Annotated in this window: 21 protein-coding genes; 14 read left to right on the top strand and 7 right to left on the bottom strand. The window is 70.9% G+C overall.

The genetic code is table 11. From position 1 onward, the window contains the following. Positions 1-2: 2 nt before the first annotated feature. A complete protein-coding gene (locus INT51_RS12780) occupies positions 3-479 on the bottom strand; it encodes a nucleoside deaminase (protein ID WP_193105697.1) in 477 nt (158 codons plus the stop codon). A 41-nt stretch (positions 480-520) separates the two neighbouring features. Next, entirely contained in the window at positions 521-2,599 is a 2,079-nt protein-coding gene (locus tag INT51_RS12775) for an NADPH-dependent 2,4-dienoyl-CoA reductase (protein WP_193105696.1), read from the bottom strand. A 103-nt stretch (positions 2,600-2,702) separates the two neighbouring features. Between INT51_RS12775 and INT51_RS12770 the strand changes: the two genes are divergently transcribed. Next, the gene (locus tag INT51_RS12770; protein ID WP_193105695.1) at positions 2,703-3,311 is read left to right on the top strand and encodes an isochorismatase family protein; all 609 of its coding nucleotides are present in this window, start codon (positions 2,703-2,705) and stop codon (positions 3,309-3,311) included. A 5-nt stretch (positions 3,312-3,316) separates the two neighbouring features. On the opposite strand, the gene INT51_RS12765 is transcribed toward INT51_RS12770, so the two are convergent. Further along, positions 3,317-5,128 (bottom strand): HNH endonuclease signature motif containing protein, encoded by a 1,812-nt coding sequence (locus INT51_RS12765; protein ID WP_193105694.1) that lies wholly within the window; start codon positions 5,126-5,128, stop codon positions 3,317-3,319. Between the two features lie 604 nt (positions 5,129-5,732). On the opposite strand from INT51_RS12765, the gene INT51_RS12760 reads away from it, so the two are divergent. Further along, entirely contained in the window at positions 5,733-6,920 is a 1,188-nt protein-coding gene (locus tag INT51_RS12760; protein WP_226832339.1) for an ATP-binding protein, read from the top strand. 16 nt (positions 6,921-6,936) lie between these two features. Further along, complete coding sequence (locus tag INT51_RS12755) at positions 6,937-7,440, top strand: DUF1648 domain-containing protein (protein ID WP_193105693.1); 504 nt, start codon at positions 6,937-6,939, stop codon at positions 7,438-7,440. Positions 7,441-7,477: 37 nt separating this feature from the next. Here INT51_RS12755 and INT51_RS12750 read toward each other — a convergent pair whose 3' ends face one another. Then, on the bottom strand, positions 7,478-8,557 hold the full coding sequence (locus INT51_RS12750; RefSeq protein WP_193105692.1) for a MerR family transcriptional regulator: 1,080 nt from the start codon (positions 8,555-8,557) through the stop codon (positions 7,478-7,480). Between the two features lie 145 nt (positions 8,558-8,702). Between INT51_RS12750 and INT51_RS12745 the strand changes: the two genes are divergently transcribed. The 4 genes from INT51_RS12745 to INT51_RS12730 all read left to right on the top strand — a co-directional run bounded on the left by INT51_RS12745 (position 8,703) and on the right by INT51_RS12730 (position 11,988). Continuing rightward, entirely contained in the window at positions 8,703-9,743 is a 1,041-nt protein-coding gene (locus tag INT51_RS12745) for a GNAT family N-acetyltransferase (RefSeq protein WP_193105691.1), read from the top strand. Positions 9,744-9,863: 120 nt separating this feature from the next. Beyond that, entirely contained in the window at positions 9,864-11,060 is a 1,197-nt protein-coding gene (locus tag INT51_RS12740) for a YncE family protein (protein ID WP_304502186.1), read from the top strand. A gap of 2 nt (positions 11,061-11,062) precedes the next feature. Beyond that, positions 11,063-11,518 (top strand): SRPBCC family protein, encoded by a 456-nt coding sequence (locus INT51_RS12735; RefSeq protein WP_193105689.1) that lies wholly within the window; start codon positions 11,063-11,065, stop codon positions 11,516-11,518. Next, a complete protein-coding gene (locus INT51_RS12730; RefSeq protein ID WP_193105688.1) occupies positions 11,515-11,988 on the top strand; it encodes a DUF1992 domain-containing protein in 474 nt (157 codons plus the stop codon). The genes INT51_RS12735 and INT51_RS12730 overlap by 4 nt, the downstream gene beginning before the upstream one ends. 9 nt (positions 11,989-11,997) lie before the next feature. On the opposite strand, the gene INT51_RS12725 is transcribed toward INT51_RS12730, so the two are convergent. Both INT51_RS12725 and INT51_RS12720 read right to left on the bottom strand, forming a co-directional pair. Further along, positions 11,998-12,834: a nucleotidyltransferase domain-containing protein gene (locus tag INT51_RS12725; protein WP_193105687.1), complete on the bottom strand. Its 837-nt coding sequence runs from the start codon at positions 12,832-12,834 to the stop codon at positions 11,998-12,000. Continuing rightward, the gene (locus INT51_RS12720; protein WP_193105686.1) at positions 12,831-13,730 is read right to left on the bottom strand and encodes a serine protein kinase RIO; all 900 of its coding nucleotides are present in this window, start codon (positions 13,728-13,730) and stop codon (positions 12,831-12,833) included. The genes INT51_RS12725 and INT51_RS12720 overlap by 4 nt, the downstream gene beginning before the upstream one ends. 209 nt (positions 13,731-13,939) lie before the next feature. Here INT51_RS12720 and INT51_RS12715 point away from each other — a divergent pair, with 209 nt between their 5' ends. Together INT51_RS12715 and INT51_RS12710 are read left to right on the top strand one after the other, a co-directional pair. After that, entirely contained in the window at positions 13,940-14,671 is a 732-nt protein-coding gene (locus tag INT51_RS12715; protein WP_193105685.1) for a VOC family protein, read from the top strand. Continuing rightward, positions 14,668-15,042: a hypothetical protein gene (locus INT51_RS12710; protein ID WP_193105684.1), complete on the top strand. Its 375-nt coding sequence runs from the start codon at positions 14,668-14,670 to the stop codon at positions 15,040-15,042. Before INT51_RS12715 ends, INT51_RS12710 begins: the two co-directional genes overlap by 4 nt. Before the next feature lie 9 nt (positions 15,043-15,051). Here the strand turns inward: INT51_RS12710 and INT51_RS12705 are convergent, their stop codons facing one another. Next, positions 15,052-16,566 (bottom strand): amidohydrolase, encoded by a 1,515-nt coding sequence (locus tag INT51_RS12705; RefSeq protein WP_304502185.1) that lies wholly within the window; start codon positions 16,564-16,566, stop codon positions 15,052-15,054. Between the two features lie 98 nt (positions 16,567-16,664). Here INT51_RS12705 and INT51_RS12700 point away from each other — a divergent pair, with 98 nt between their 5' ends. From INT51_RS12700 to INT51_RS12680, 5 genes are read left to right on the top strand one after another with little or no spacing between them, the layout of a single operon-like run. After that, a complete protein-coding gene (locus INT51_RS12700; RefSeq protein WP_193105683.1) occupies positions 16,665-17,654 on the top strand; it encodes an ABC transporter ATP-binding protein in 990 nt (329 codons plus the stop codon). Then, positions 17,651-18,451 carry an ABC transporter permease gene (locus INT51_RS12695; RefSeq protein WP_193105682.1) on the top strand — a complete coding sequence of 267 codons (801 nt, stop codon included), beginning with the start codon at positions 17,651-17,653 and terminating at the stop codon, positions 18,449-18,451. Before INT51_RS12700 ends, INT51_RS12695 begins: the two co-directional genes overlap by 4 nt. Positions 18,452-18,464: 13 nt before the next feature. After that, complete coding sequence (locus INT51_RS12690; RefSeq protein WP_226832337.1) at positions 18,465-19,616, top strand: sensor histidine kinase; 1,152 nt, start codon at positions 18,465-18,467, stop codon at positions 19,614-19,616. Then, the gene (locus tag INT51_RS12685) at positions 19,613-20,251 is read left to right on the top strand and encodes a response regulator (protein WP_193105680.1); all 639 of its coding nucleotides are present in this window, start codon (positions 19,613-19,615) and stop codon (positions 20,249-20,251) included. The genes INT51_RS12690 and INT51_RS12685 overlap by 4 nt, the downstream gene beginning before the upstream one ends. 42 nt (positions 20,252-20,293) lie before the next feature. Next, positions 20,294-21,220, top strand: a complete 927-nt coding sequence (locus INT51_RS12680) for a bile acid:sodium symporter family protein (RefSeq protein WP_193105679.1) — start codon at positions 20,294-20,296, stop codon at positions 21,218-21,220. Positions 21,221-21,604 lie beyond the last annotated feature (384 nt).

Here is a 21,604-nt window from a genome sequence, read left to right as displayed (position 1 = left end):
ACTCAGTACTCCGTGCGGTCCTCGTGCGCGCGCCAGGCCTCGAAGGGCGCTGCGGCCTGCGCGGTCCGGGACTGCTCGGTGGGCAGCAGGGCGTGGTGGCCCGGGGTCTCGAAGTACGCGTAGAAGGCGGCGTCGTCGAATCCGGCGCGGGCCGCGTCATCGCGACCGGCGGCGAACACCACCTTGTCCATGCGCGCCCACAGCGCGGTGGCCAGGCACATCGGGCAGGGCTCGCAGCTGGCGTAGAGCACGGCGCCGCGCAGCTCGACCGTCTCCAGCTGCGCGCAGGCCGCGCGGATCGCCAGGACCTCGGCGTGCGCGGTGGGGTCGTGCAGGGAGGTGACCCGGTTGACACCGTCGATGAGGCCACCGTCGGCGGTGCGCACGACCGCCCCGAAGGGCCCGCCGCCCTCTGCGACGTTCGCGCTCGCGAGGTCGATCGCGCGGGCGAGCAGTTCGGACTCGGCACGGATGCTCATAGCACCGGATCCTCCCGGATCGGGGTCGCGGTGTCCAGGCCTCACAGGCTCGCGGCGACCTCGACGGCCTGACGGATGGCCCGCTCGGCGTCGAGCTCGGCGGCCACGTCGGCCCCGCCGACGACGTGCACCCGGGGCGTGCGGCCCGAGCGCGCGGCGACGACCTTCTCGGCCAGATCGTTCACGCTGACCTGCCCGGCGCAGACCACGACGGTGTCCACCTCGACGACCCGCTCCGTGTCCTCCTCGAGGATGTGCAGGCCCTCGGCGTCAACGCGCTGGTAGGTGACGCCGCGGTGCTCGATGATGCCGGCGCGTCGCAGCTCGGCGCGGTGGACCCAGCCGGTGGTGCGGCCGAGGCCCGCGCCGATCCGGGTCTCCTTGCGCTGGAGCAGGTGGACCTCGCGGGCCAGGCTCCCTTCGTCGATGGTCGCGCGGTGGTCCCGCGGGGCCACGCCGCCGCGGTGCTCATCGGCGTCGACCACGCCCCAGTGCGCCTTCCAGGTCTCGGTGTCGAGTGTGGGGGAGGGCCGCGCGGAGGTGAGGTACTCCGCGACGTCGACCCCGATCCCGCCGGCGCCGATGATAGCGACCCGTGGGCCCGCCTCGGCGCGTCCCTCGAGCAGGTCCGCATAGCTGATGACCTGCGGGCCGTCGTCGGCCGGGAGGTCCACCACGCGCGGGATGACCCCGGTGGCGACGATGACGTCGTGGAATCCGAGCAGATCCTTCGCACTCGGGCGGAAGCCCAGCCGGATCCCGACTCCGGCGGCGGCGAGCCGCATCCGCCAGGACTGCAGCGCCTGGGCGTAGTCCTCCTTGCCGGGGATCCGGGCGGCCAGTCGCAGCTGTCCGCCGAGCTCCTCGGTGGCCTCGAACAGGGTGACCACATGGCCGCGCTCGGCCGCTGCCAGCGCGGCCTCGAGCCCAGCCGGTCCGGCGCCGACGACGGCCACCTTGCGGGCGCGGCGCTGGGTGACGGGCTGCAGCACCAGCTCGGTCTCGTGCCCGGCACGGGGGTTCACGAGGCAGCTGGCCCGCTTGCCCTCGAACACCTTGTCCAGGCATGCCTGGTTGCAGGAGATGCAGGCGACCACCTGCGAGGCGCGACCGTCGCCCAGCTTCGCGGGCAGGTGCGGATCGGCCAGCAGCGGGCGGGCCATCGAGATCAGATCGGCCTGGCCGGAGGCGAGCACCTGCTCGGCGACCGCAGGGTCGTGGATGCGGTTGGAGGCGACGACGGGGACGTCGACGATCTCGCGCAGCATCCCGGTCTGCTCGGCGAAGGCGGCCCGCGGCACGGAGGTGACGATGGTGGGGACGCGGGCTTCGTGCCAGCCGATGCCGGTGGACAGCACGTCCACACCACGTTCTGTGAGGCCGCGCGCGAGGGTGGCGGTCTCGGCCCAGGTCTGCCCGCCGGGCACCAGGTCCAGCAGGGAGATGCGGTAGCTGAGCAGGGAGTCAGGGCCGATCGCTGCGCGCACGGCGGCGGCGATGGCCAGCGGCAGCGCGCGCCGGCCTTCGGAGCCGCGACCCCAGCGGTCCCGCCGACGGTTGGTGGTCGGTGCCAGGAACTGGTTGAGCAGGTAGCCCTCGGATCCCATGATCTCGACGCCGTCGTACCCGGCCTCGATCGCGCGGTGGGAGGCCCCGGCGAAGTGCTCGACGGTGCGGCCGACGCCGCGCCGGGTGAGTCGGCGCGCGCGGAACGGGGAGAGGGGGGAGCGGCCGGAGCGGGCAGACGCCGCCAGCGGGTGGAAGGCGTAGCGGCCGGCGTGGAGGAGCTGCAGGATGATGCGCCCGTCGGCCTCGTGGACCTCACGGGTGATGACCTCGTGGCCGCGCAGGGTGCGATCGTTCGCCTCGGCGCCGCGCGGGGTGAGGCGGCCGGTGCGGTCGGGGGAGAAGCCGCCGGTGACGATGAGGCCCACGCCGCCGCGGGCGCGTTCGCCGAGGTAGGCGGCGAGCTTCTTCGCGTCCGACGTCCGGTCCTCGAGGCCGACGTGCATCGACCCCATGACGATGCGGTTGCGCACCTCGAAACGGCCCAGGTCCAGTGGAGAGAGAAGGGTCCGGTAGGAGCGGGGTCCGGTCGGGTGGGGAAGCGGCGTGGACATGCCGCGATTGTGCCAGGGCCGGGCTGTGCAGCGACCCTGCCGCTCCGTACGCTGAGTGTCCGTACGCTGAGTGCCGGATCGCCCACCGTCATCAGGAGGACCCATGGCTTCACGGATGCTCATCATCGTCGACGTCCAGAACGATTTCTGCGAGGGCGGCGCACTGGGCGTCGCCGGTGGTGCGGAAGTCGCCGCGCGCATCACCGAGCTGGTGCGCCGCAGCGGTGACCAGTACGACCGGATCCTCGCGAGCCAGGACTGGCACCGCGGGGACACGGATAACGGTGGCCATTTCGCGACGCCGCCCGCCGAGCCGGACTACTCGCAGACCTGGCCGGTGCATTGCGTGGCGGGGACCGCCGGGGCGGCGTTCCACCCCGCGTTCGAGGCGCTCGCCGCTGCACTGGGAGACCGCCTGGATGTGGTGCGCAAGGGGTATGGGGTGCCGTCGTACAGCGTGCTCGAGGGCACTGTCGTGGCGACCGGTGAGAACGTCGAGAACCTGATCGCCGGGGGCGAGTGGGAACGGATCGACGTGGTCGGGCTGGCCTATGACTTCTGCGTGCGCGCCACGGCGCTGGGTGCGATCGAGGCCAGCGCCGGTGCTCCGGTGCGCGTGCTGCGTTCCCTCACGGCCGCTGTTCACCCGGAGGAGAACCGCCGGCTCGAGGCGGAGCTCGTGGCGGCCGAGGTGGAGATCAGTGACGTCTGATCAGGCTAGAACGGCGGCGGGTCGTCGAATCTGATCGGAGGTGGTGTGGAGCCGCCCGGATGGTCGGTGCCGCGCCCGCCACGGCGGCGTTCTCGTTGTCGTACGAAGCGTTGTTGTTCGTGGCGGCGTTGTTCGATGACCCGGTCGCGCTTCGGGCGCTGGGCCTCGTCGTCTCGGAGGCGCACGGCGTCGTCGTGGGCGCGCAGGTGCGTCTGCCAGGCGTTGTCGAGAGCGCGCGCGAGGATCGGGGTGAGCAGGTCGACGTTGTCCCGAGTGGTGGTGCGCAGTTCCCCGTCGAGGGTCCATCGGGTGACGGTCGATTCGACTGCCTGTGATCGTTGCGGGGGCGGTTGAGGTGGGGAGAGCCCGATGGCCAGGGTGTCGGTCGCTGTGTCGGGGGCGGTGCTGCCCGGTTCGTCGCGCTCGGGGTCGATGAGCCCCTCGGTCTTGATCTTGTGGTGCAACCAGCACAGACGGTGCAGGTTGGCCAGGGAGGTCGGCCCGCCGAGTTCGGGGTGCTCGTGATGGAACTCCTCGATGTGGTCGTCCTCGGAGGCGAGGACGGTGGGCCGGGTGCAGCCGGGGGCGGCGCACACGGGATGGCGCAGCCTCAGCTGGAGCCGCATCTGCGCGGTGGGGGTGTAGGTCTCGGCGGTCACGGGGAGGTAGGCCCCGGTGGTGGGATCGGTGAGGATCCGCTGCCAGGTGGCCTGACCGGCAGCGAGGGCGCGCGCCTGCTCGGCGGGGACCGGGATCAAGCCGTCGATCATTCCAGGTGCGTTGTCGATGCCCAGCAGGGTCATCGCAGGCACCGTCACCAGCATTCGGTAGGGGTTGGCGGGTTCGGGGACGGGATCGATGTCGAGGATCGAGTGGGTGAGGATCCCGTAGCGCAGAGCGGCGAGCGAGAGGGGCCGGCCGCGGTCGTGGAGGGTCTCGTCGAGGTCGAAGGGGATCGGGCCCTCTTCCCCCTCGGCCAGCGCCCGACGCTGTGCCTTCTGGACGGTGTGGGCGCAGACGTCCAGGCGGTGGGCGAGAGCTTTGATCTCCAGGGTCGGGCCGGTGATGGTCAGCGACGCTGTCCCGCGCGCATGGTCGGCGATCTCCAGGTCCACGCGGCGCTGCGTCTCGGGCAGGGTGGGGATGGTGCCAGCGGTGACGCGGGTGATGAGGGTCTTCATATGGGTCTCGAACATGTGCCGGGAGATCGAGGCCAGCTCCCAGGTCGCTACGTGGTGGTCCACGGTCCGGGTCTGCTCGTCGGTGAGGGAGCGGACCTGACGCAGCAGGTACTGGTGGAATCCTTCGGGCAGGTCACCGGTGGTGAGGATCGCGAAGGTCTCGGGCATGAGCTCGACGGACCGGTGGGCGTCGCGGATCAGGTACTCGGCCTGACGGGTGGTCACGCGCAGCCCGGTGGCGATCTTCATCGCGGAGATGTCCGCAGCATCGATCAACCCGTCGGTCTCCGGGTCGCGGGTCAGGAAGGAGAGCAGCAGCTCCTGCTGATGGGCGTAGAGGACGGTACGTTCGCGCATGGACGCGTGGATCGCCAGCACCTGGTGCGCCTGTTCGCTTCCCGCTTTCGCCTTGGCAGCTGTGATGATCCGCTTCGCAGTCAGCGGCGTGCGGGCGCGAACAGCCCAGGGCTGGAGCTGCGGGACGGCCCCCGGGTCAGTGACGGGCTCGGCGCTGGGGGAGGAGGGGTCTCGGGGCTTGTTGCGTCGAGCATTCCGAGCGCGATCGGCTGACGCGCGATCAGCGTCAGGGCCGAACGCTCTGCCGGAGGCGCCGTCTTGTTCGAGCTCGTCTCCCATGATGGCTCCTCCTCCCGCGTGCGTGTTCGGCGAATATCGCTGGAATCAGCGCCCGTGACGTCTCTTATTTTATGTGTTCGCGGACCCTTCTGGAAGGGCTCCAGTCGAATGTGGATGAATGTGTGGATAACTGGCCCGTGGGGAGGAAAGAACTCTGGAGGCGAGCGTCGTCGACCGCGAACGCGAACACAGAAGCTCTAGCGGGGAGGTGGGGAAACGGCGAGAGGGAGTGGCAGGTGCGGGCGTAGGTGTGCGAGCGTGACCACCTCGACCCATGGTCTCCGCGACGTGTCATCCCTGATGAAAGCGCAATGTGGCGCATTCTGTGAGGGCGCGGGAGTGCCGGCTGGGCACCCGCAGGCGTGACTGTTCGCCCGGCATGAGGGCGCAGTGTGCGATCTCGACGCACGAGCCGGGTTGCGATGCCCGACGGGGAGGTGTGGCAGGAGTGCGAAGGTGAGGCGGTAGGTTAATGTCCTCCTCGAAGTCTGGCCTGCGAATTGTTGATAACTGCATTGTGTGGAGAAAAGAAAGGCGGTGTGGGCGGAGGAGCCGTGCCGCGTATTTGTGCCGCGAGCCCTGTACACACAGATACATACACGGCATGATTGCCTCCATGGACCACCGCAACGCCAACCCCTTCACCCCCGGATTCGGTCTGACGCCGTTCATCCTGGCCGGCCGCGCCGAGGCCATCGAGGAGTTCACCGCAGCCCTCGCGGGGAGCGTCCCCGAGGCTCGCGCGATCCTCATCTCCGGGGCCCGCGGCTCCGGCAAGACGGTGCTGCTCACCGAATTCAAGGAGCTCGCGCTCGAGGCGGGCTGGACCGATCTGCGCGTGCACACGTCCTCGACCTCCCTGGTCGAGGAGCTGCGGGGCGCGGCGATCGCGCGGCTGCGGGAGCTGGACCCGGAGGCGGAGTCCTCACGGCTCACCTCGGCGCGGATCTCGGGAACCGGTGCCTCCCGGGAAATCCACCATCGCTACGAGGGGGAGCACGAGCCCCTCACCACGGTGCTCGACCGCCTCGCGGAGCTCACCGATCAGGACGGCGGCGGCCTCCTGATCACGCTCGATGAGCTGCAGTCGGTGGATCGCGACCAGTTGCACGCCATCACCCAGCACGTGCAGGACCTCATCGGATCGGGCCACGCCGTCGCCTTCATCGCGGCCGGCGTGCGGCCCGGGGTCGACGCCCTGCTGGACCATGAGCGCACCACCTTCCTGCGTCGGGCGCACCGGATCGAGGTGAGCAGCGTCGACGTGGGCACCGCGGCGGAGGCGATCCGGATGACGATCGCCGACACCGCGAAGACCATCACCCCCGAGGCCGCCGTACTCGCCGGAGAGATCTCGCAGGGGTACCCCTACCTGATCCAGCTCATCGGCTCGAAAGCCTGGCAGAACACCGGCGACGCGGACACGATCGAGATCGAGGACGTGCGCGGAGGCCGAGAGGCCGTGGTCGCGGCGATGATCAAGAACGTCCACGGCCCCGCCCTGCGCGGGCTCAGCCAGCGCAAACGCGAGTACCTCCACGCGATGCTCGCCGACGACGGACCCTCCGGCGTCGGCGACATCGCGCAGCGCATGGGCATCGACCCGCGCAACCAGTCCACCTACCGCGAGCGGCTCATCGATGACGAACTGGTGCGGCCCGCCGGACGGGGCCTGGTGGAGTTCGCCCTGCCCTACCTCGGAGCGGCGCTGATCCACGAGCAGACGGAGGGAACTGCGACAGAGCCCGGCAAGGGACTGACGCGATCCCATCGGTCGCGCGGAGCCCGCTGATGGTTACCGTGGAGGTATGAAGAGCTCGCGACCTGACCGCACGTATTCGACCAGCTTCACCGTGCGGATCCTGCGTGCGATCGGGCTGCTCGGTGCGCTGGCGATCACCGTCTGGCTGGTGATCGCGTACCTGTCGATGCCGCAGACGGTCGCGACGCACTTCGGACCTGGGGGTCAGGCCGACGACTATGGCAGCAAGCTCTCCGTTCTGGTGCTCGCCGGGATCATGCTCGTGGTGTCCCTAGCGATCACCGGGCTCTCCGCCCGCCCCGCCTTGCTGAACTATCCGACCGTGATCACCGAGAAGAATGCGCAGGCCGTCTACCGCGAGGGCGAGCGGCTGCTGGTGCTGACGCTGCTCAGCATGCAGGTGGTGTACCTCTATCTGGCGCGGTCGGTGATCGGCGGCGAGGGTTCAGCTCTCCTGGCTCTCGGCTTCGTCCTGGTCTTGGGCTGCGTTCTCATCGGGAACGTGCGACTGGTGAGAGCGGCGCGGACGGACGACGACGTGGCCGTCTGACGGCCGCTCGCCCTGCCCGCCCCGCCCGCCCGCGTCGTCAGACCCGGGTGACCGCGACTGCGACGTTGTCCGGTCCTCCGGCCTCGAGGGATAGGGCCACCAGTTGATCGGCCAGTCGGTCGACGTCGGCCGCCGATGCGGTGAGTGCGTCGGCGAGATCCGACGGGTCGACCACCGCGTGCAGCCCGTCCGAGGCGAGCAGTACGAGGTCGCCCGGTTCGAGCCGGCGGATCAGCAGATCCGGGGCCGTCGGGGCGCCCGCGGCGAGCGCACGGTTGAGCACGGCTCGATCCGGATGCGCGGCGGCTTCCTCCGGGGCGATGCGGCCCGCCGCGACCAGCGAGCGCAGACGGGTGTGGTCCTGGGTCACCGCCTCGATCCTGGTGCCGCGCACGAGCGTCACCCGCGTGTCGCCGATATGCGCGACATGCAGGCGGCTGCCGCGGATCAGCGCCGCTGTCAACGTGGTGCCGTTCGGTCCGTCGGGCGGGATCAGCTCCTCGGCGGCGGACCAGGCGGATTCCAGGGCCGCGAGCGGATCGGCCGACGCCCGCTCCCCGACAGCGTCGGCGAAGGCGGACAGGATTCGTGCGGACAGGTCGTCGTCGGAGCCGAAGCCGTCGGCCAGGGCAAGCAGCGTGGAACCGTCGTCCAGCTCGCGACTCAGCACTGCGTCCTGCTGGGCGGCGCGCACGGGCCCGCGGTCGGCGGCCGTAGCCGTCCGCAGCGGTCCGGCGGAGCGGGCAGTGGTCGATGCGGTCATGGTGATGTCCTCCTGGGGGCGTTCCCCGAGTTCACGAGCGAGAGTGTCGACGGCGGCGCGGCGGGAGAGGACGTCGGCCTCCTCCTGTCGCCACCAGGAGCGCAGCTCGGAGACGGCGGCTGCGGAATCGAGGTCGCACAGCACGTGGATGCGGGCGAGTCCCATCCCGAGACCGCGCAGCGCGGCGATCAGCCGTGCCCGCTCGACCTGGTCCCGACCGTAGGAGCGGTAGCCGGTGAACGGGTCGACGTGCCGCGGCCGGAGCAGCTCCGACTCGGCGTACATCCGCAGAGCCTTGGGGCTGAGCCCGCTCGCCGCGGCCAGATCGCCGATGCTCAGCAGCGTCTCGTCCATGCGTTCCTCCGTCGTGCCTCGCGCCGGGTAGGTCCCGGCATGGCCCCACGCTCCGGATTGTCCCGGGGGGAGAGTCAAGAGGGCCCGCTGACCTCGTGCAGAAATTCTGTCGACCAGCGTGAACCACCCGTGATCCACTGCGATCATGCACTTCACGATCCGCCCTCTGGACCCGTCCTCCGATCTCGAGCTCACGCAGTACAACGCCCTGGACGTCGCGCTGGACGAGTTCATGCACGGCGGCAGCGAGGTCTACACGCTCCAGCAGCGGCGCGCGACTCTCGCCGACACCGTGTACTGGCGGATCCGGCACTGGGTGGCCGCCGCCGAGCCGATCGAGGGCGGCGAAATGATCGTCGGCCGGGCCGCCGTGTTCGTGCCGTTGCAGGAGAACCTCGAGACGATCGCCGTGGGCGTCTCCGTGCACCCGGCCCACCGCGGTCGCGGGGTGGCGACAGCTCTCGTCGAGGAGGCCGTGATCCCCGCGATCCGGGAATCGGGTCGCTCTCTGGTGGAGGCCTACGGCGAGATCCCCGTCGACGGCGACCCCGACGATCCTGCCCAGCCCGTGAACCGCCTGGCCGCGCGGCTGGGTATCACCCGCAAGAACGTCGCGATGTGCCGCACCCTGGCGCTCCCGCTGGAGGACTCGCTGCTGGAGCAGCTGCAGGCGGAGGTCGACCAGAAGATCGGGGACTTCCGGGTGGAGCTGTGGGACGCCGAGATCCCCGAGGAGCACCTGATGGCCTACGGGATGCTGCTGCGGCAGCTCGAGCTCGACGAGCCCGATGAGGACGTCGAGCACGAGGCACCCGACTACACGCCCGAGCGGATACGCATCATGATCCGACGACTGCGCGAGGCGGGCACGCGGCCGCTCATCGCGGTGGCCGTCGCGCCCGATGGCAGCTTCGTCGGCAACTCCGAGGTGCACATCCAGCAGACCCCGGGCACGACGGTCGCCTGGCAGGAGAACACGCTGGTCATGCCGGAGCATCGGGGACACCGCCTGGGCCTCGCGCTGAAGGTCGCCACCCATCGTCTGCTGCGCGAGCGGGCTCCGGAGGTGCGTGCGGTGGTCACCTGGAACTCGCAGGTGAACCCCTGGATGATCGCCATCAACGAGAAGCTCGGCTACGACGTCGCCTATCGCGAAGTCGCCTTGCAGGGCCGTCCGAACCTCTGACGCCTCCGCGGGCGACACGCCACGCCGTGTCGGCTCCCCGCCGACGGGAGGTGTTCGGCCTAGGTTCGTCACCATAGGCCGAGGGGGTTGAGCGTGCAGGCAAGGCATCGGAGGAGATCGGTGCGGCCCGGGCGGCCGCACGAGCAGTTCACCGTTGCGATCGCGATCATGGCGGTGATCATGTCCGGAGGGATGCTCTCCGGTCTGATCACCAGCGCCGCCTCGCCCGGCCAGGGCTCCTCCGCGGGCAGTGCGGTACCACCGGACGGTGCGCTGCCACCGGGTGCTCCGTCGAACACCACCAGGTTGGACAACTCCACCCGGATCACCGGGGACATCACCCCGAAGTCCGTCGTCGCGAGCTCGACCGGCACCGTCATCGCGAACAACATGATGTACAGCCACAGCTCCACGCTGTACGACGCCGAGTCCCTCGAGCTGACCGCGACCGTCTCCGACGACGTGGACCTGTCCGAGTTCGGGTTCGAGGACCGCGCAGGCACCACCGAGGGCGCGCCGGTGGAGGCGGTGTTCTCGCCCGACGGCGACTACGCGTACGTCTCCCAGTACTCCCTGAAGGGGCCCGGCGCCGGCGCGACGGCGACCGACGACTGCGCGGCCGGGGACGCCATCGGCAACTCCGCCGTGTACCGCCTGAACATGGCCAGCGGGCAGTGGGACCAGGTCATCGAAGTGGGCCGGGTCCCGAAGTTCATCTCGCTCTCGCCCGATGGCAGCATCGCCCTGGTCTCGAACTGGTGCGATTCGAGCGTCTCCGTGGTGGACCTCGACGCGGGCGAGGAGACCAGTCAGATCCCGGTGGATTCGGCGCCGCGCGGCAGCGTCGTGCTGCCGGACAACCGCACCGCCTATGTGACCGCGATGTATGCCGACGAGCTGTACAGGATCGACCTCGTCACCGGCGAGAGCGAGCTGGTGCTGGAGACCGGCCGCAAGCCCCGCCACCTGGTGCTCTCGCCGGACGCGAGCCTGATGTACCTCACCGAGTCCGGCTCGGACCGATTGCTCGAGCTCGACCCCGCCACCGGGGAGGTGCTGCGGGAGACGGACACCGGCCGGGAGCCGCGCTCGATGACCATCTCGCCGGACGGCCTCGCGCTCTACGTGGTGAACTACTACGAGAACACGGTCTCGAAGTTCGACACGGAGACCATGGAGGAGATCCAGCGCGTGGACGTCGGGCAGAACCCGATCGGGGTCACCTACGAGCCCACGCAGCGTCGCCTCTGGGTGGCGAACTACGCGGGATCGATCGATGTCTTCGACGACACCACCCCTGCCGAGGAGATGATGTGACCATGACCGACGAGAAGACCGTGCGTGCCTCCCGAGAGATCGAGGCGCCGGCCGCAACGATCTTCGCGCTGATCGCCGACCCCGCCGAGCAGCCGCGCTGGGACGGCAACGACAACCTCGGGCAGGCAGCACCGGGCCAGCGCGTGCGCGCCGTCGGCGACGTCTTCCGGATGACGCTGACCAAGGGCGCCGTGCGCGAGAACCATGTGGTCGCCTTCGACGAGGGTCGCGAGATCGCCTGGATGCCCGCCCCGGAGGGCCAGGAGACGCCCGGCCATCGCTGGGGCTGGGAGCTCGAGCCGCTCGAGAACGGCCACACCCTGGTCACCCACACCTATGACTGGTCGCGGCTGACCGACGAGAAGCGCCTCGCCAAAGCACGGAGCTACACCGCGGGGCATCTGCGCGCCTCGATCGATCGGCTGGCGGTGCTCGCGGAGGGCGCGGGCGGGCTATGAGCTCACGCGATGACCGACGGGTGGAGTCCGCCCTCGAGCAGGCGATCGCGCGCGGCGACTTCGACGATCTGCCCGGTGCCGGCAAGCCGCTGGACCTGCCGCCCAACCATGACCCGGACTGGTGGATCAAGCAGCGCCTCGCGGAGGATGACGTGGATCGCGACGCCCTGCTGCCCGTGGTGGCGCTGCTGCGCCGCGAGTACGAGCAGCGCGATGGCACCCTGGCTGAGCTGCCCACCGAGCAGCTCGTGCGCGAGTATGCCGCGGAGTTCACGCAGCGCGTGCACGAGGATCGCCGGGAGAACCCGCTGGCCCGCATGATGGCGCCCGAGATGGATCCCGACGACGCAGTGGAGCGCTGGCGGGAGCTGCGCGCTGCGACGGCCGACGCCGAACCCGTGCGGGCCGAGCCGGTCGCGGAGGGCCGCCGACGACCCCGACGCTGGTGGCCCTTCGGCCGCTCGGACTGAGCAGTCCCCTCAGCCCTCGTCGGCCAGCACCTCCTGCGTCGCGGTGACCAGTTCGCGCACGGTGCGCACCGCCGCCTCGAGTCCGTCCGGTGAGAGGTCCGGGCCGAGGCCCGCGAGAGCGGTGGTCGCGCGCGCAGAGAAGTCCTGGGTGTCGAGCGGCAGGCGGGCGACCTCGGGGACGATGCCCTTCTCGTTCGTCACCCACACCCCGGCCTCGGCGTGCCAGGCGTGCGCGCACCACATCAGAGCGGTCGTGCAGCACAGCTGGAGGTAGGCGAGGTCGCCGCGAGAGGTCGCCTTCGCGGCGCCGCCCACGATGAAGTCCGCGTTCCAGAGGTGCTCGACTAGGGCGTCCCGCAACGCGCGCGGATACGGCGAGAGGTCGGCGCGGAGCTCGTCGAGCAGGTCGTCCGGGTCGACCAAGGGGCGGCAGGTGGCGACCTCAGCCGCGTAGGTCACGTCCAGGAAGCCGAGGGGATGACCGGTCTGCTGGTGGACGGCGAACTGCCCGCGGATGGCTCGGTCCCGCTGTTCTCGCACGCGGTCCGCGTCCCGCAGGATGAGGTCGACCGCCGTGCCGTCGACGGTGAGCCAGGCGCCGCCGTCGACCCACGGACCCCAGCCGCCGGGGCCGGCGACGTCGACCGGGGTGCCGGCGATCTCGCGCGCCGCCGTGCGCAGGGCAGGGAGGTCGAGCGCTGCGGCGTCGTAGGTGAGGCCCAGATCCACGTCGGAGTCCGCATGGTGGGTGCCGCGGGCGCGGCTTCCGCCGAGGGCGACCGCACGGATGCCGGGGACTGCGGCCACCCGTTCGGCGACTTGCTGGAGGGCGTCGTCGCTGATCATGGAGCTTCCCATCCGCCCATGGAGGCGGTGAACCATTCTGCGGGATCCGCGGCCGACGCCGGTGCCCCGTGCCCGCGCAGCCAGGCGCAGACGTTCTCGCAGTCCCGTCGCAGGAACTGCGGGCCGTGGGGATTGGCGATCAGGTCGATGACCTGCGGGACGTCGATGATCACCGGGGAGGGGTCCGCCTGCCGGGAGTCGATGAGGATGTTGTAGGGGGAGAGATCGCCGTGGACCAGTCCGAGCTCAGACAGGCCGAGGACGACCTCGCGCAAAGCGCGCGCCCAGCGTTCGACCTGCTCGGGATCGGGACTGGTCTCCTGCAGGCGCGGCGCCGCCACCGCGCCCTGCTCGTCATCGGTGCCGATGAACTCCATGCACACCTCGGTCCCGACGATCTGCACCGGGTAGGGGACCGGAAGCCCTGCCGACCACAGTCGACCGAGCACGTCGAATTCGGTGCGGGCCCATTGGGCTGCCGCGACCTGCTTGCCGAAGGCAGTGCCCTTGGCCATCGCTCGCGCCTCGCGGGAATCCTTGCCCCGACGACCCTCGGTGTACTCGTGGGAGCGGTGGAACGAGGAGTGCTCGGGGGAGCGGAAGCGCTTGGCGACCAGGAGCGTCTCCTCGCCGGCGGCTCCGGTGAGGAGCTCCTCGGGCAAGGCGCGCTCGAGCAGGAAGGCGTCGGCCTCCTTGCCGGTCTTGAGGATGCCGAGCTCGGTGTCGATCGCGCCGTCGTGCTGGACGACCCAGTCGGGGAAGGGCTGCGGGCCGCGATCCATGGTGTGGGCCGTCTCCGGCCAGGTGGACCAGCGCTGGTCGTCGTCGAGCTCGGCGATGGTCACGGTGAGCATCGAGCGTGCGAAGAAGGCGTCCGGATCGAAGGACGGTGTCATATCGGGGTTCTCCTGAGGGAGGGCCTGCTCTCAGCAGGTCGGAACGGAAGGGAGGACGGCAGGGGTCAGCACGGTGACAACCATCTGGTCCTCCTTCCCTCAGGGCCGGCCCGCACGGGTCGACGACTGGACCCACCGTAGACAGCTCGCGGTGACCGGTCCACTGATTAACCTTTGCCGGTCCTGGACGGCCGTCCTAGACTCGCCGCATGTTCCTCGAGAACCTCGGCATCGACGCCGCCGACCCCGTCCGCCTCGGCCGCTTCTGGGATGCCGCGCTCGGCACCACCGCGCTCACGGTCGAGCCGGACATCTACGAGACCCGCCTGGAGATCGTCGGCGATGTGTACCTCGACCTGTGCTTCGTGCGGGTGCCCGAGCCGCCTGCCTCACCGCTGCGTCTGCACCTCGATCTGCGCGGCGGGGACCGGCAGCTCGAGGTCGCGGAGCATCTGCGCGGGCTCGGTGCGCGTGACCTGGACATCGGGCAGGGTGACGTGTCCTGGATCGTGCTCGGGGACGTCGAGGGGACCGCGTTCTGCGTGATGGAGGACCGGGACGAGTACACCGACACCGGGCCACTGGCCTGCCTGCCGCTGGACTCCGCAGACCCGCAGCGCGACGGTGACTTCTGGGCATGGCTGACCGGATGGGTCGATGCCCCCGGCTCGGCGCCCCGTACGCTCCGGCATCCCTCGCTGCACGGCCCGCTGCTGGAGCTGTGCGAGGAGCCCGAACCGAAGCGGCCCGGTGCCAAGAACCCGATCCACCTGGACGTGCGCCTCGAGGCCGGGGACGACGCCGATGAGGTCGCCGCCGGGATCGAGGAACGCGGTGGCCGCGAGCTGCACCCCGACTGGGGAGACCTTCCCTGGAGGATCTACCAGGACCCCTCCGGCAACGAGTTCTGCGTGCTGCCGGCCGCCGGGAGCACGGTGTGAGCTGCGCGGGGACGAACACGGCGTTCCTCGCCGTCCTGCTCGGGGGAGCCGGCGTGCTGCACGTCGTCCGGCCCGCACCGTTCGACAGCATCGTGCCGACCGCCCTGCCGGGCTCGGCCCGCAGCTACACCTACGCCTCCGGGGTCGCCGAGCTCGGCGTCGCCGGACTGCTCGCGATCCCGCGCACCCGCTGCCTGGGTGGGCTCGCGGCGGTCGCGCTGTTCGTGGCGGTGTTCCCCGCGAACATCCAGATGGCCTACGACGGGAGGAACGCGCCACCCAGGAGGCGGGCGATCGCGTTCGGGAGGCTGCCCCTGCAGGGCGTGCTCATCGCGCAGGCGCTGCAGGTGGCGCGAGCGCGCCGGACCTGACCGCCCAGCTCAGAGCTGGGACTCGAGCCGGCCCGCGACGATCGTCGCCAGCACGCGGGTCTCCCGCAGGCGGTGCGCGGCCTCGCGGGCAGCGGCGTCGAGCATCTGTCCGCCGTCACCGAGAGGGACCTCGACGAAGGGGTCCTCCGCCAGCAGCACCACGTCCCCGGGCCCGCCGACAGTCAGTGTGCGGACGCCGTCGGTCGAGGCGGCCAGGGCCTCGCGCGGCTGCAGCTGCTGCTCGGGATGCCAGCCGGCGCGGTCGTCGGCGCTGCGGTGCACCGCAGCGGACATGGCCAGCCACGGGTCCAGGGGGGCGACGGGGGCGTCGGACCCCAGAGCCAGCGGCACGCCGGCGGTGAGGAGGTCGCGCAACCGGAAAGCCTGAGCGCCATGGCCGGGCCACACGCTCTCGGTGGCGTCGCGATCGTCCAGCAGGTGGGCGGGTTGCACGGAGGCGGTCACCCCGAGCTGCGCCATCGCGGTCACATCGTCATCGGTGAGCATCTGCGCGTGCTCGATGCGGGAACTGATCCCGACCTGCGCGATCGCGTCCAGGGCGAGCTGCGCGGCGGCGTCCCCGATCGCATGCACGGCGGCGGTGAGGCCCTGAGCCTTCGCCTGCGCGAGGGCGGCAGTGAGCTCCTGCGCACCGAAGCTCAGCACGCCCCGACCCGCATACCCGTGACCATCGGAGTAGGTCTCGCGGGTGTACGCCGAATGGGAGCCCAGGGCGCCGTCGACGATCACCTTCAGCGGTCCCATCGTCACCAGTCCGGTCGGATCCAGCACCGTCCCCGTCGGCCCCGGGGCGTGCGCCAGCTCCGCAGGGTAGACCGCGGTGCGCACGTGCAGGCGCGGTGAGCGGTGCGGCCAGACCTCCCAGGGGCGCCCCCACTCCATATCGACCAGCCCCACGACGCCGCGCTGCAGCGCCTGACGCTGCAGCATCGCGGCTCCGGTGGAGAAGGCGTCGGCGACGCCTGGGAGCACAATCAGTCGCGGCGCGAGGGCGAACCAGTCCTCCTCGGCGAGGATGCCGTCGCGCGCAGGCAACCCCAGCAGGCGCAGCGCGGAGGAGTTCAGCCAGGCGTGGTGGGCGTCCCCGCCGATCAGCACCGTCGGGACCGAGCCGGTCGCCTCGTCCAGCGCGGGCACCGTCGGCCGCATCGCCAGATCCACCAGGCGATGGCCGAAACCGATCAGCGCCTGCCCGGGATCGGTGCCCGCCTCACGGCGCAGCGCGAGCTCAGCCCGGACCAGCTCGAGGATCACGCCCACGCTGCCGGCGCCGCTGGTGTCCAGCCGCGCATGCGCCTGGGCGAGCTGCCCGGTGTGCACGTGCTGGTCCCAGAGGCCCGGGATCGCGATCGCGCCGCCGCCGTCGACGACCTCCTCGCCGGCGGCCGGGGCGAGCGATGCGGCGATCTCGGAGATCGCGCCGTGACGGAGCCGGACGTCCAGCGGCCGGGCCGGGACCTCACCGGAGGCGGCATCCAGGGGCCGCACCTGTCTGATCAGCACCGCGCCAGCGTAGCCCGAGCAGATCATGACGACTGTCATGGGCACGGGGTGATGGCAGGGCCTGGGACGCGGACCCGCGCCCCGGAAGACTCGTCAGCATGAACACCGCGACCGTTCCCACCCCCACCCCCTCCACTGCCGGGGCCCGCCCCGCCGCGGCCCTCAGCCTGCGCGGCGTCACCAAGACCTACGGTCAGCTCCGCGCGCTCGACGAGCTCGACCTCGAGATCGGCAACGGCGAGATCGTCGCCCTGCTCGGCCCCAACGGCGCCGGCAAATCCACCGCCATGGAGATGATGGTCGGCCTCGCCGTCCCGAACTCCGGCGAGGTGACGGTTCTCGGTGCGGACCCCGTCACCGCCACCCGTACCGGACTGATCGGCACCATGCTGCAGGCCGGCGCGCTGCTTCCGGACCAGAGCGTGCGCTCCATGCTGCGGATGCTGCACGCCCTGCAGGCCCACCCGATGCCCCTGGACGCCGCCGTCGAGCAGGCCGACGTGGCCGATCTGCTGAAGCGCCGCATCGGCACCCTCTCCGGCGGTCAGGCGCAGCGGGTCCGCTTCGCGATCGCCCTGCTGGGCGACCCCCGGGTGCTGCTGCTGGACGAGCCCACCGTCGGCATGGACATCGGCACCCGCCGCGCCTTCTGGGACCAGATGCGCACGGTCGCCGCCACCGGCCGCACCGTCGTCTTCGCCACCCACCACCTCGACGAGGCCGAACGGGAAGCCGGCCGCGTGATCGTGATGGACCGCGGCCGCGTGGTCGCCGACGGCACCGGGCCCGAGATCAGCGCGATCGTGGGTGGCCGCGTGATCACCCTGCGCGGCGCCGAGCCCGGGCAGGTCGCCCAGCTGCCCGGCGTCGAGAGCGCCGCGGCCGACGAGACCGAACCCGCCCGGGTACGGGCTCTGTGCTCCGACTCCGATGCTGTGCTCGCTGCTCTGTTCACCGGGCCCCTGGCCGGCAGCGTCCACGAGGTCCTGGTCTCCGCACCCGGCCTGGAGGAGGCGTTTCTGCGCATCACCGACCACAGCGACACCGACACCGACACCGACACCGACACTGATGGAGCAGACCGATGAGCACCTCGACCCTCCCCACATCCACCACCACCGTCACCTCTGCCCTGCCTGCACCCTCGGCTGCCTCGCGGATCCTGCGCTACGCCGTGCACACCACCCGTATGACCGTCACCAATGTGCCGTTCATGGTGTTCACGATCGCCCTGCCGGTGGGCATGTACCTGCTGTTCTCGATGATGTTCGGAGATCTCGACGACGGCCGGGCGCGCGGCATGGTGATGGTGAACATGGCCGCCTACGGTGGGCTCGGCGCCGCCGTCACCGCCGGCACCCAGATCCAGGAGGATCAGCGCAACGGCTTCCTGCGCCAGCTGATCGTCGCCGGGCTGTCACCGCGCTCCTTCCTCGCCGGCTCCGTCATGGCGGCCAGCGCCGTGATCGTCCCCGCGCTGCTCGCCGTCGGCCTGGTCGGACTCGCCACCGGGGTCGAGGCCACCCCGGTCGCCTTCGTCGCCACCCTCGCCGTGCTGTGGCTCGGCCTGCTGCCCACGATCCTGGTGGGGCTCGTGCTCGGCATGGTCCTCAAGGGCGGGGCGGCGATGGCCGGCGGCGTCGTCACCATGATGGCGATGGCGATCTTCGGCGGGCTGTGGATGCCGTTGGAGATGTTCCCGATGTGGATGCAGAACCTGGGCCACGCCATTCCCACCTACTGGATCTCCGGACTCGGCGGATGGGCCCTGTACGGGGGCGACCTGCCGGTGACGGGGCTGCTCGTGATCGGCGCCTGGAGCGTCGCGCTCGGCGTGCTGTGCTCGGTGAGCATGTCCCGCGCCGTGGGCCTGACGCGCCGCTGACACAATGAGCCTCATGAGATCCCTCGAGGCGCCACCGTGGGGGACCTGGGTGCGCGGCAGCGAGCAGGAGGCCGCCTCCCGGCCGCTCACCCCGCGCGCGATCCACCGGGCGGCGGTCGAATCCGGCGGGTTGGCCTTCGCACTCCCGCCGGTCCTGTTCATCGCGATCCCGATCCTCTTCGCCTGGCTGGGTGAGCCAGGCCCCTGGGCCGCCCTCGTGACATCCATGCTGCTGGTCTACGGGCTGCTGTTCGTCTACTGCACCGGCGTCGGTCTGTACCCCCAGCGGGTGCGGCTGGCCTGGTTCGCCGTCTGCACTGCGCTGCTGCTCGCGCTGATTCCGATCCTCGGCGAGAACGTGCTGTACATGGTCATGTTCCAGGCCATGACCCACGTGCTGCTGCTGCCGTGGAGATGGGCCGTGCCGACCATGGTGGCCATGAGCCTGACGGTCTTCGCGATCGCGATCGTGGTGGGGGTGTACATCGCCGCCGGTCTCGCGGGGATGGGCATGCTGATGTCCTGGGGGATCGGATACGGCATCCGGCAGCAGATCCTGCAGGACCAGCTCGCGGCCGCTCAGGAGCGCAATGCCGTCCTCGCGGTCTCCGCCGAGCGCGAGCGCATCGGCCGTGACCTCCACGACCTCCTCGGTCATTCCCTGACCTCGCTCACCATCTCCGCGCAGCTCGCCCGCCGTCTCCTCCGGACCGACCCCGATGCCGCCGGCGTCCAGCTCGAGCACATCGAGACCACTGTCCGCCAGGCGCTCGCGGACGTGCGCGCCACCGCCAGCGGCATGCAGCACGTGCGCGCGGCCACCGAGATCGCGTCGGCCCGGACCGTGCTCGCGACCATCGGCATCCAGGCCGACGTCCCCACCGCGCTGCCGACCCTGCCCGAGGACCGCGCCGAGCTGTTCGGGTTCGTGATCCGCGAAGGAGTCACCAACATCGTGCGCCACTCCCGGGCCACCCGCGCCGCCATCACCGTCGACGAGAACTCCGTGAGCATCGAGGACGACGGCGTGGGCATCCCCGAGAACACCTCCCGCTCCGGTCTGCACGGCCTCGAGGCCCGCATCGCGGTCGCCGGTGGGCATCTCGAGGTCACCTCGGCCGGGACCGGCACGACGCTGACCGTGACGATGGAGGCGGCGCCATGATCCGTCTCGTGGTCGCCGACGACCAGTCGATCCTGCGCACCGGTCTGGTCGCCCTGCTGCGCCTGGAGCCCGACCTCGAGGTGGTGGGAGAGGCGGCCGACGGGGCGAGCACGCTCGCCGTCGTGACCGCGAACGTCCCCGACGTGCTCCTGCTGGACGTGCAGATGCCCGCCGGCACCACCGCCGCCGGCACCCCCGGACCCGAGGACGGCATCGCCGTTGCGGGCGTTCTGCGTGACGCCGGTGGACCCGCAACGCGGATCATCGTGCTGACCACCTTCGGCCGCGCCGGCTACCTGCGGCGCACGATGGAGGCCGGCGCCCACGGGTTCATGGTCAAGGACACCCCGGTCGAGCGTCTCGTCGACGCGATCCGTCGGGTCCACCAGGGCCTGCGGGTCGTGGATCCCGAGCTCGCGGCGCAGTCCCTCGCCGTCGGCCCCAGCCCCCTGACGCTCAAGGAGACGGAGGTGCTGCAGGGCGCGGCCACGGGCGGCACCACCGCGCAGATCGCGGGAGGGCTGTTCCTCAGCGAGGGCACCGTCCGCAATCACATCTCCTCCGCGATCGGGAAGCTCGGCGTCACCAACCGCGTCGAAGCGGTCAGGACCGCCTCGGACAACGGGTGGATCTGAGCGTCGCTCCCGTTCCACCGCGCACCCGCGTAGGCTTGATCGGTGCATACGATCGAATCCCTGCTGATGCTGCTGATCCACGTCAGCGTCCCAGCTTTCGCGATCGCGTCGATGCTCTCCATGGGTCTGCGCACGCCGCTGCGCTCCTTCCGTGACCAGCTGAAGGACCGCCGCACCGTCTTCGCCGTGCTCGGGGCCAACTTCGTCGTGGTCCCCGCCGTCGGCACTCTGATCATCTGGATCCTGGACGGTATGCTGCCGCACCAGACCGGAGCGGGCTTCATCATCGCGCTGTGCGCCGCGGGCGCCCCGTTCGTGCTGCAGCTCGGAGCGATGGCCCGCATCCCCTATGGCGAGACCGCCGGCCCCATGGCGGTGCTGCTGCTGGGCTCGATCGTGTTCATGCCGCTGGTGGTGCCCTTCCTCCTGCAGGACGTCGAGGTCGACGGCTGGGCCGTGGCCAAGCTGCTGCTGGGCACGATGCTCTCCCCGATGATCGCCGGCATCGCCATCGCCGCCGTGTTCCCCCGGCGCGCCGATCTCTTCGCCCGCATCGCCGGCAGCGTCGCCGCCATCTCTGCGGTGCTCATGTTCCTCTCCGGCTTCGGCTCGAACTCGGGCCTGGTGCTGCAGCTGGTGCTCTCCCCGGTGATCCTGGTGGCCGCCGGCCTGGTCGCGCTCGCCTTCGTCGCGGGTCGCATCTGCGGTGACCTCGCCGGGGACACCCTCACCGTCCGTGACGGGCCCGCCATCCTCACCAGCCAGCGCAACATCGCCGCCGCCCTGCTGGTGGCCCGCACCGGCGGCGCCGACGGCTCCATCGTGGTGTCGATCCTGCTGCTGAGCGCCGTCGGCTTCGTGATGCTGGTGCCCTATGCCCTGGCCACCGGAGTGGTGCGCCGCCGTCGCGAGGGGGAGAAGGGCTCGATAGGTGTGCTCCTCGGCGTCGTCGGGCCCCGATCCGACTGAGCCCGCGCGGCCGCACCCCGCCCAGCCCCCGCACCCCCACCCCACACCCCCACGCACCCCACCCCCACGCACCCCACCCCCACGCACCCCACCCCCACGCACCCCACACCCACTCCCCGCCCGCTCACGATCGGTTACTCCTTGGTACCCCTCGTGAGTAGGCGGAATGAGGTGGCCTCACCGCCTCTTCGGGCGGGGTGGGCGCGATATCCCCGGTGCTGCGACCGTCGACGGGCCACGCCCTGCCCAACTCCCGCTGCCCAAGCTCCGTGAGTAACCCATCGGCATCCAGCACGAGGTGTCGCTGAGCATCTTCCTGAGCGACACATCTGGCAGGGTCGGCGCGCTGATGCGGGTGGCACGTGAGGCCGGGGGCACGCGAGG

Source organism: Brachybacterium sp. FME24 (assembly GCF_014897705.1).
In the GTDB taxonomy this organism is placed as follows: Bacteria; Actinomycetota; Actinomycetes; order Actinomycetales; family Dermabacteraceae; genus Brachybacterium.
Note: the sequence above shows the minus strand (reverse complement) of the source record. Positions and strands in the feature narration are given on the sequence as shown.

Bases quoted from the DNA above. Each gene is read 5' to 3' on its own strand.
- INT51_RS12780 (WP_193105697.1), bottom strand. From the start codon at position 479: ATGAGCATCCGTGCCGAGTCCGAACTGCTCGCCCGCGCGATCGACCTC.
- INT51_RS12775 (WP_193105696.1), bottom strand. From the start codon at position 2,599: ATGTCCACGCCGCTTCCCCACCCGACCGGACCCCGCTCCTACCGGACC.
- INT51_RS12770 (WP_193105695.1), top strand. From the start codon at position 2,703: ATGGCTTCACGGATGCTCATCATCGTCGACGTCCAGAACGATTTCTGC.
- INT51_RS12765 (WP_193105694.1), bottom strand. From the start codon at position 5,128: ATGGGAGACGAGCTCGAACAAGACGGCGCCTCCGGCAGAGCGTTCGGC.
- INT51_RS12760 (WP_226832339.1), top strand. From the start codon at position 5,733: ATGATTGCCTCCATGGACCACCGCAACGCCAACCCCTTCACCCCCGGA.
- INT51_RS12755 (WP_193105693.1), top strand. From the start codon at position 6,937: ATGAAGAGCTCGCGACCTGACCGCACGTATTCGACCAGCTTCACCGTG.
- INT51_RS12750 (WP_193105692.1), bottom strand. From the start codon at position 8,557: ATGGACGAGACGCTGCTGAGCATCGGCGATCTGGCCGCGGCGAGCGGG.
- INT51_RS12745 (WP_193105691.1), top strand. From the start codon at position 8,703: ATGCACTTCACGATCCGCCCTCTGGACCCGTCCTCCGATCTCGAGCTC.
- INT51_RS12735 (WP_193105689.1), top strand. From the start codon at position 11,063: ATGACCGACGAGAAGACCGTGCGTGCCTCCCGAGAGATCGAGGCGCCG.
- INT51_RS12730 (WP_193105688.1), top strand. From the start codon at position 11,515: ATGAGCTCACGCGATGACCGACGGGTGGAGTCCGCCCTCGAGCAGGCG.
- INT51_RS12725 (WP_193105687.1), bottom strand. From the start codon at position 12,834: ATGATCAGCGACGACGCCCTCCAGCAAGTCGCCGAACGGGTGGCCGCA.
- INT51_RS12720 (WP_193105686.1), bottom strand. From the start codon at position 13,730: ATGACACCGTCCTTCGATCCGGACGCCTTCTTCGCACGCTCGATGCTC.
- INT51_RS12715 (WP_193105685.1), top strand. From the start codon at position 13,940: ATGTTCCTCGAGAACCTCGGCATCGACGCCGCCGACCCCGTCCGCCTC.
- INT51_RS12700 (WP_193105683.1), top strand. From the start codon at position 16,665: ATGAACACCGCGACCGTTCCCACCCCCACCCCCTCCACTGCCGGGGCC.
- INT51_RS12695 (WP_193105682.1), top strand. From the start codon at position 17,651: ATGAGCACCTCGACCCTCCCCACATCCACCACCACCGTCACCTCTGCC.
- INT51_RS12690 (WP_226832337.1), top strand. From the start codon at position 18,465: ATGAGATCCCTCGAGGCGCCACCGTGGGGGACCTGGGTGCGCGGCAGC.
- INT51_RS12685 (WP_193105680.1), top strand. From the start codon at position 19,613: ATGATCCGTCTCGTGGTCGCCGACGACCAGTCGATCCTGCGCACCGGT.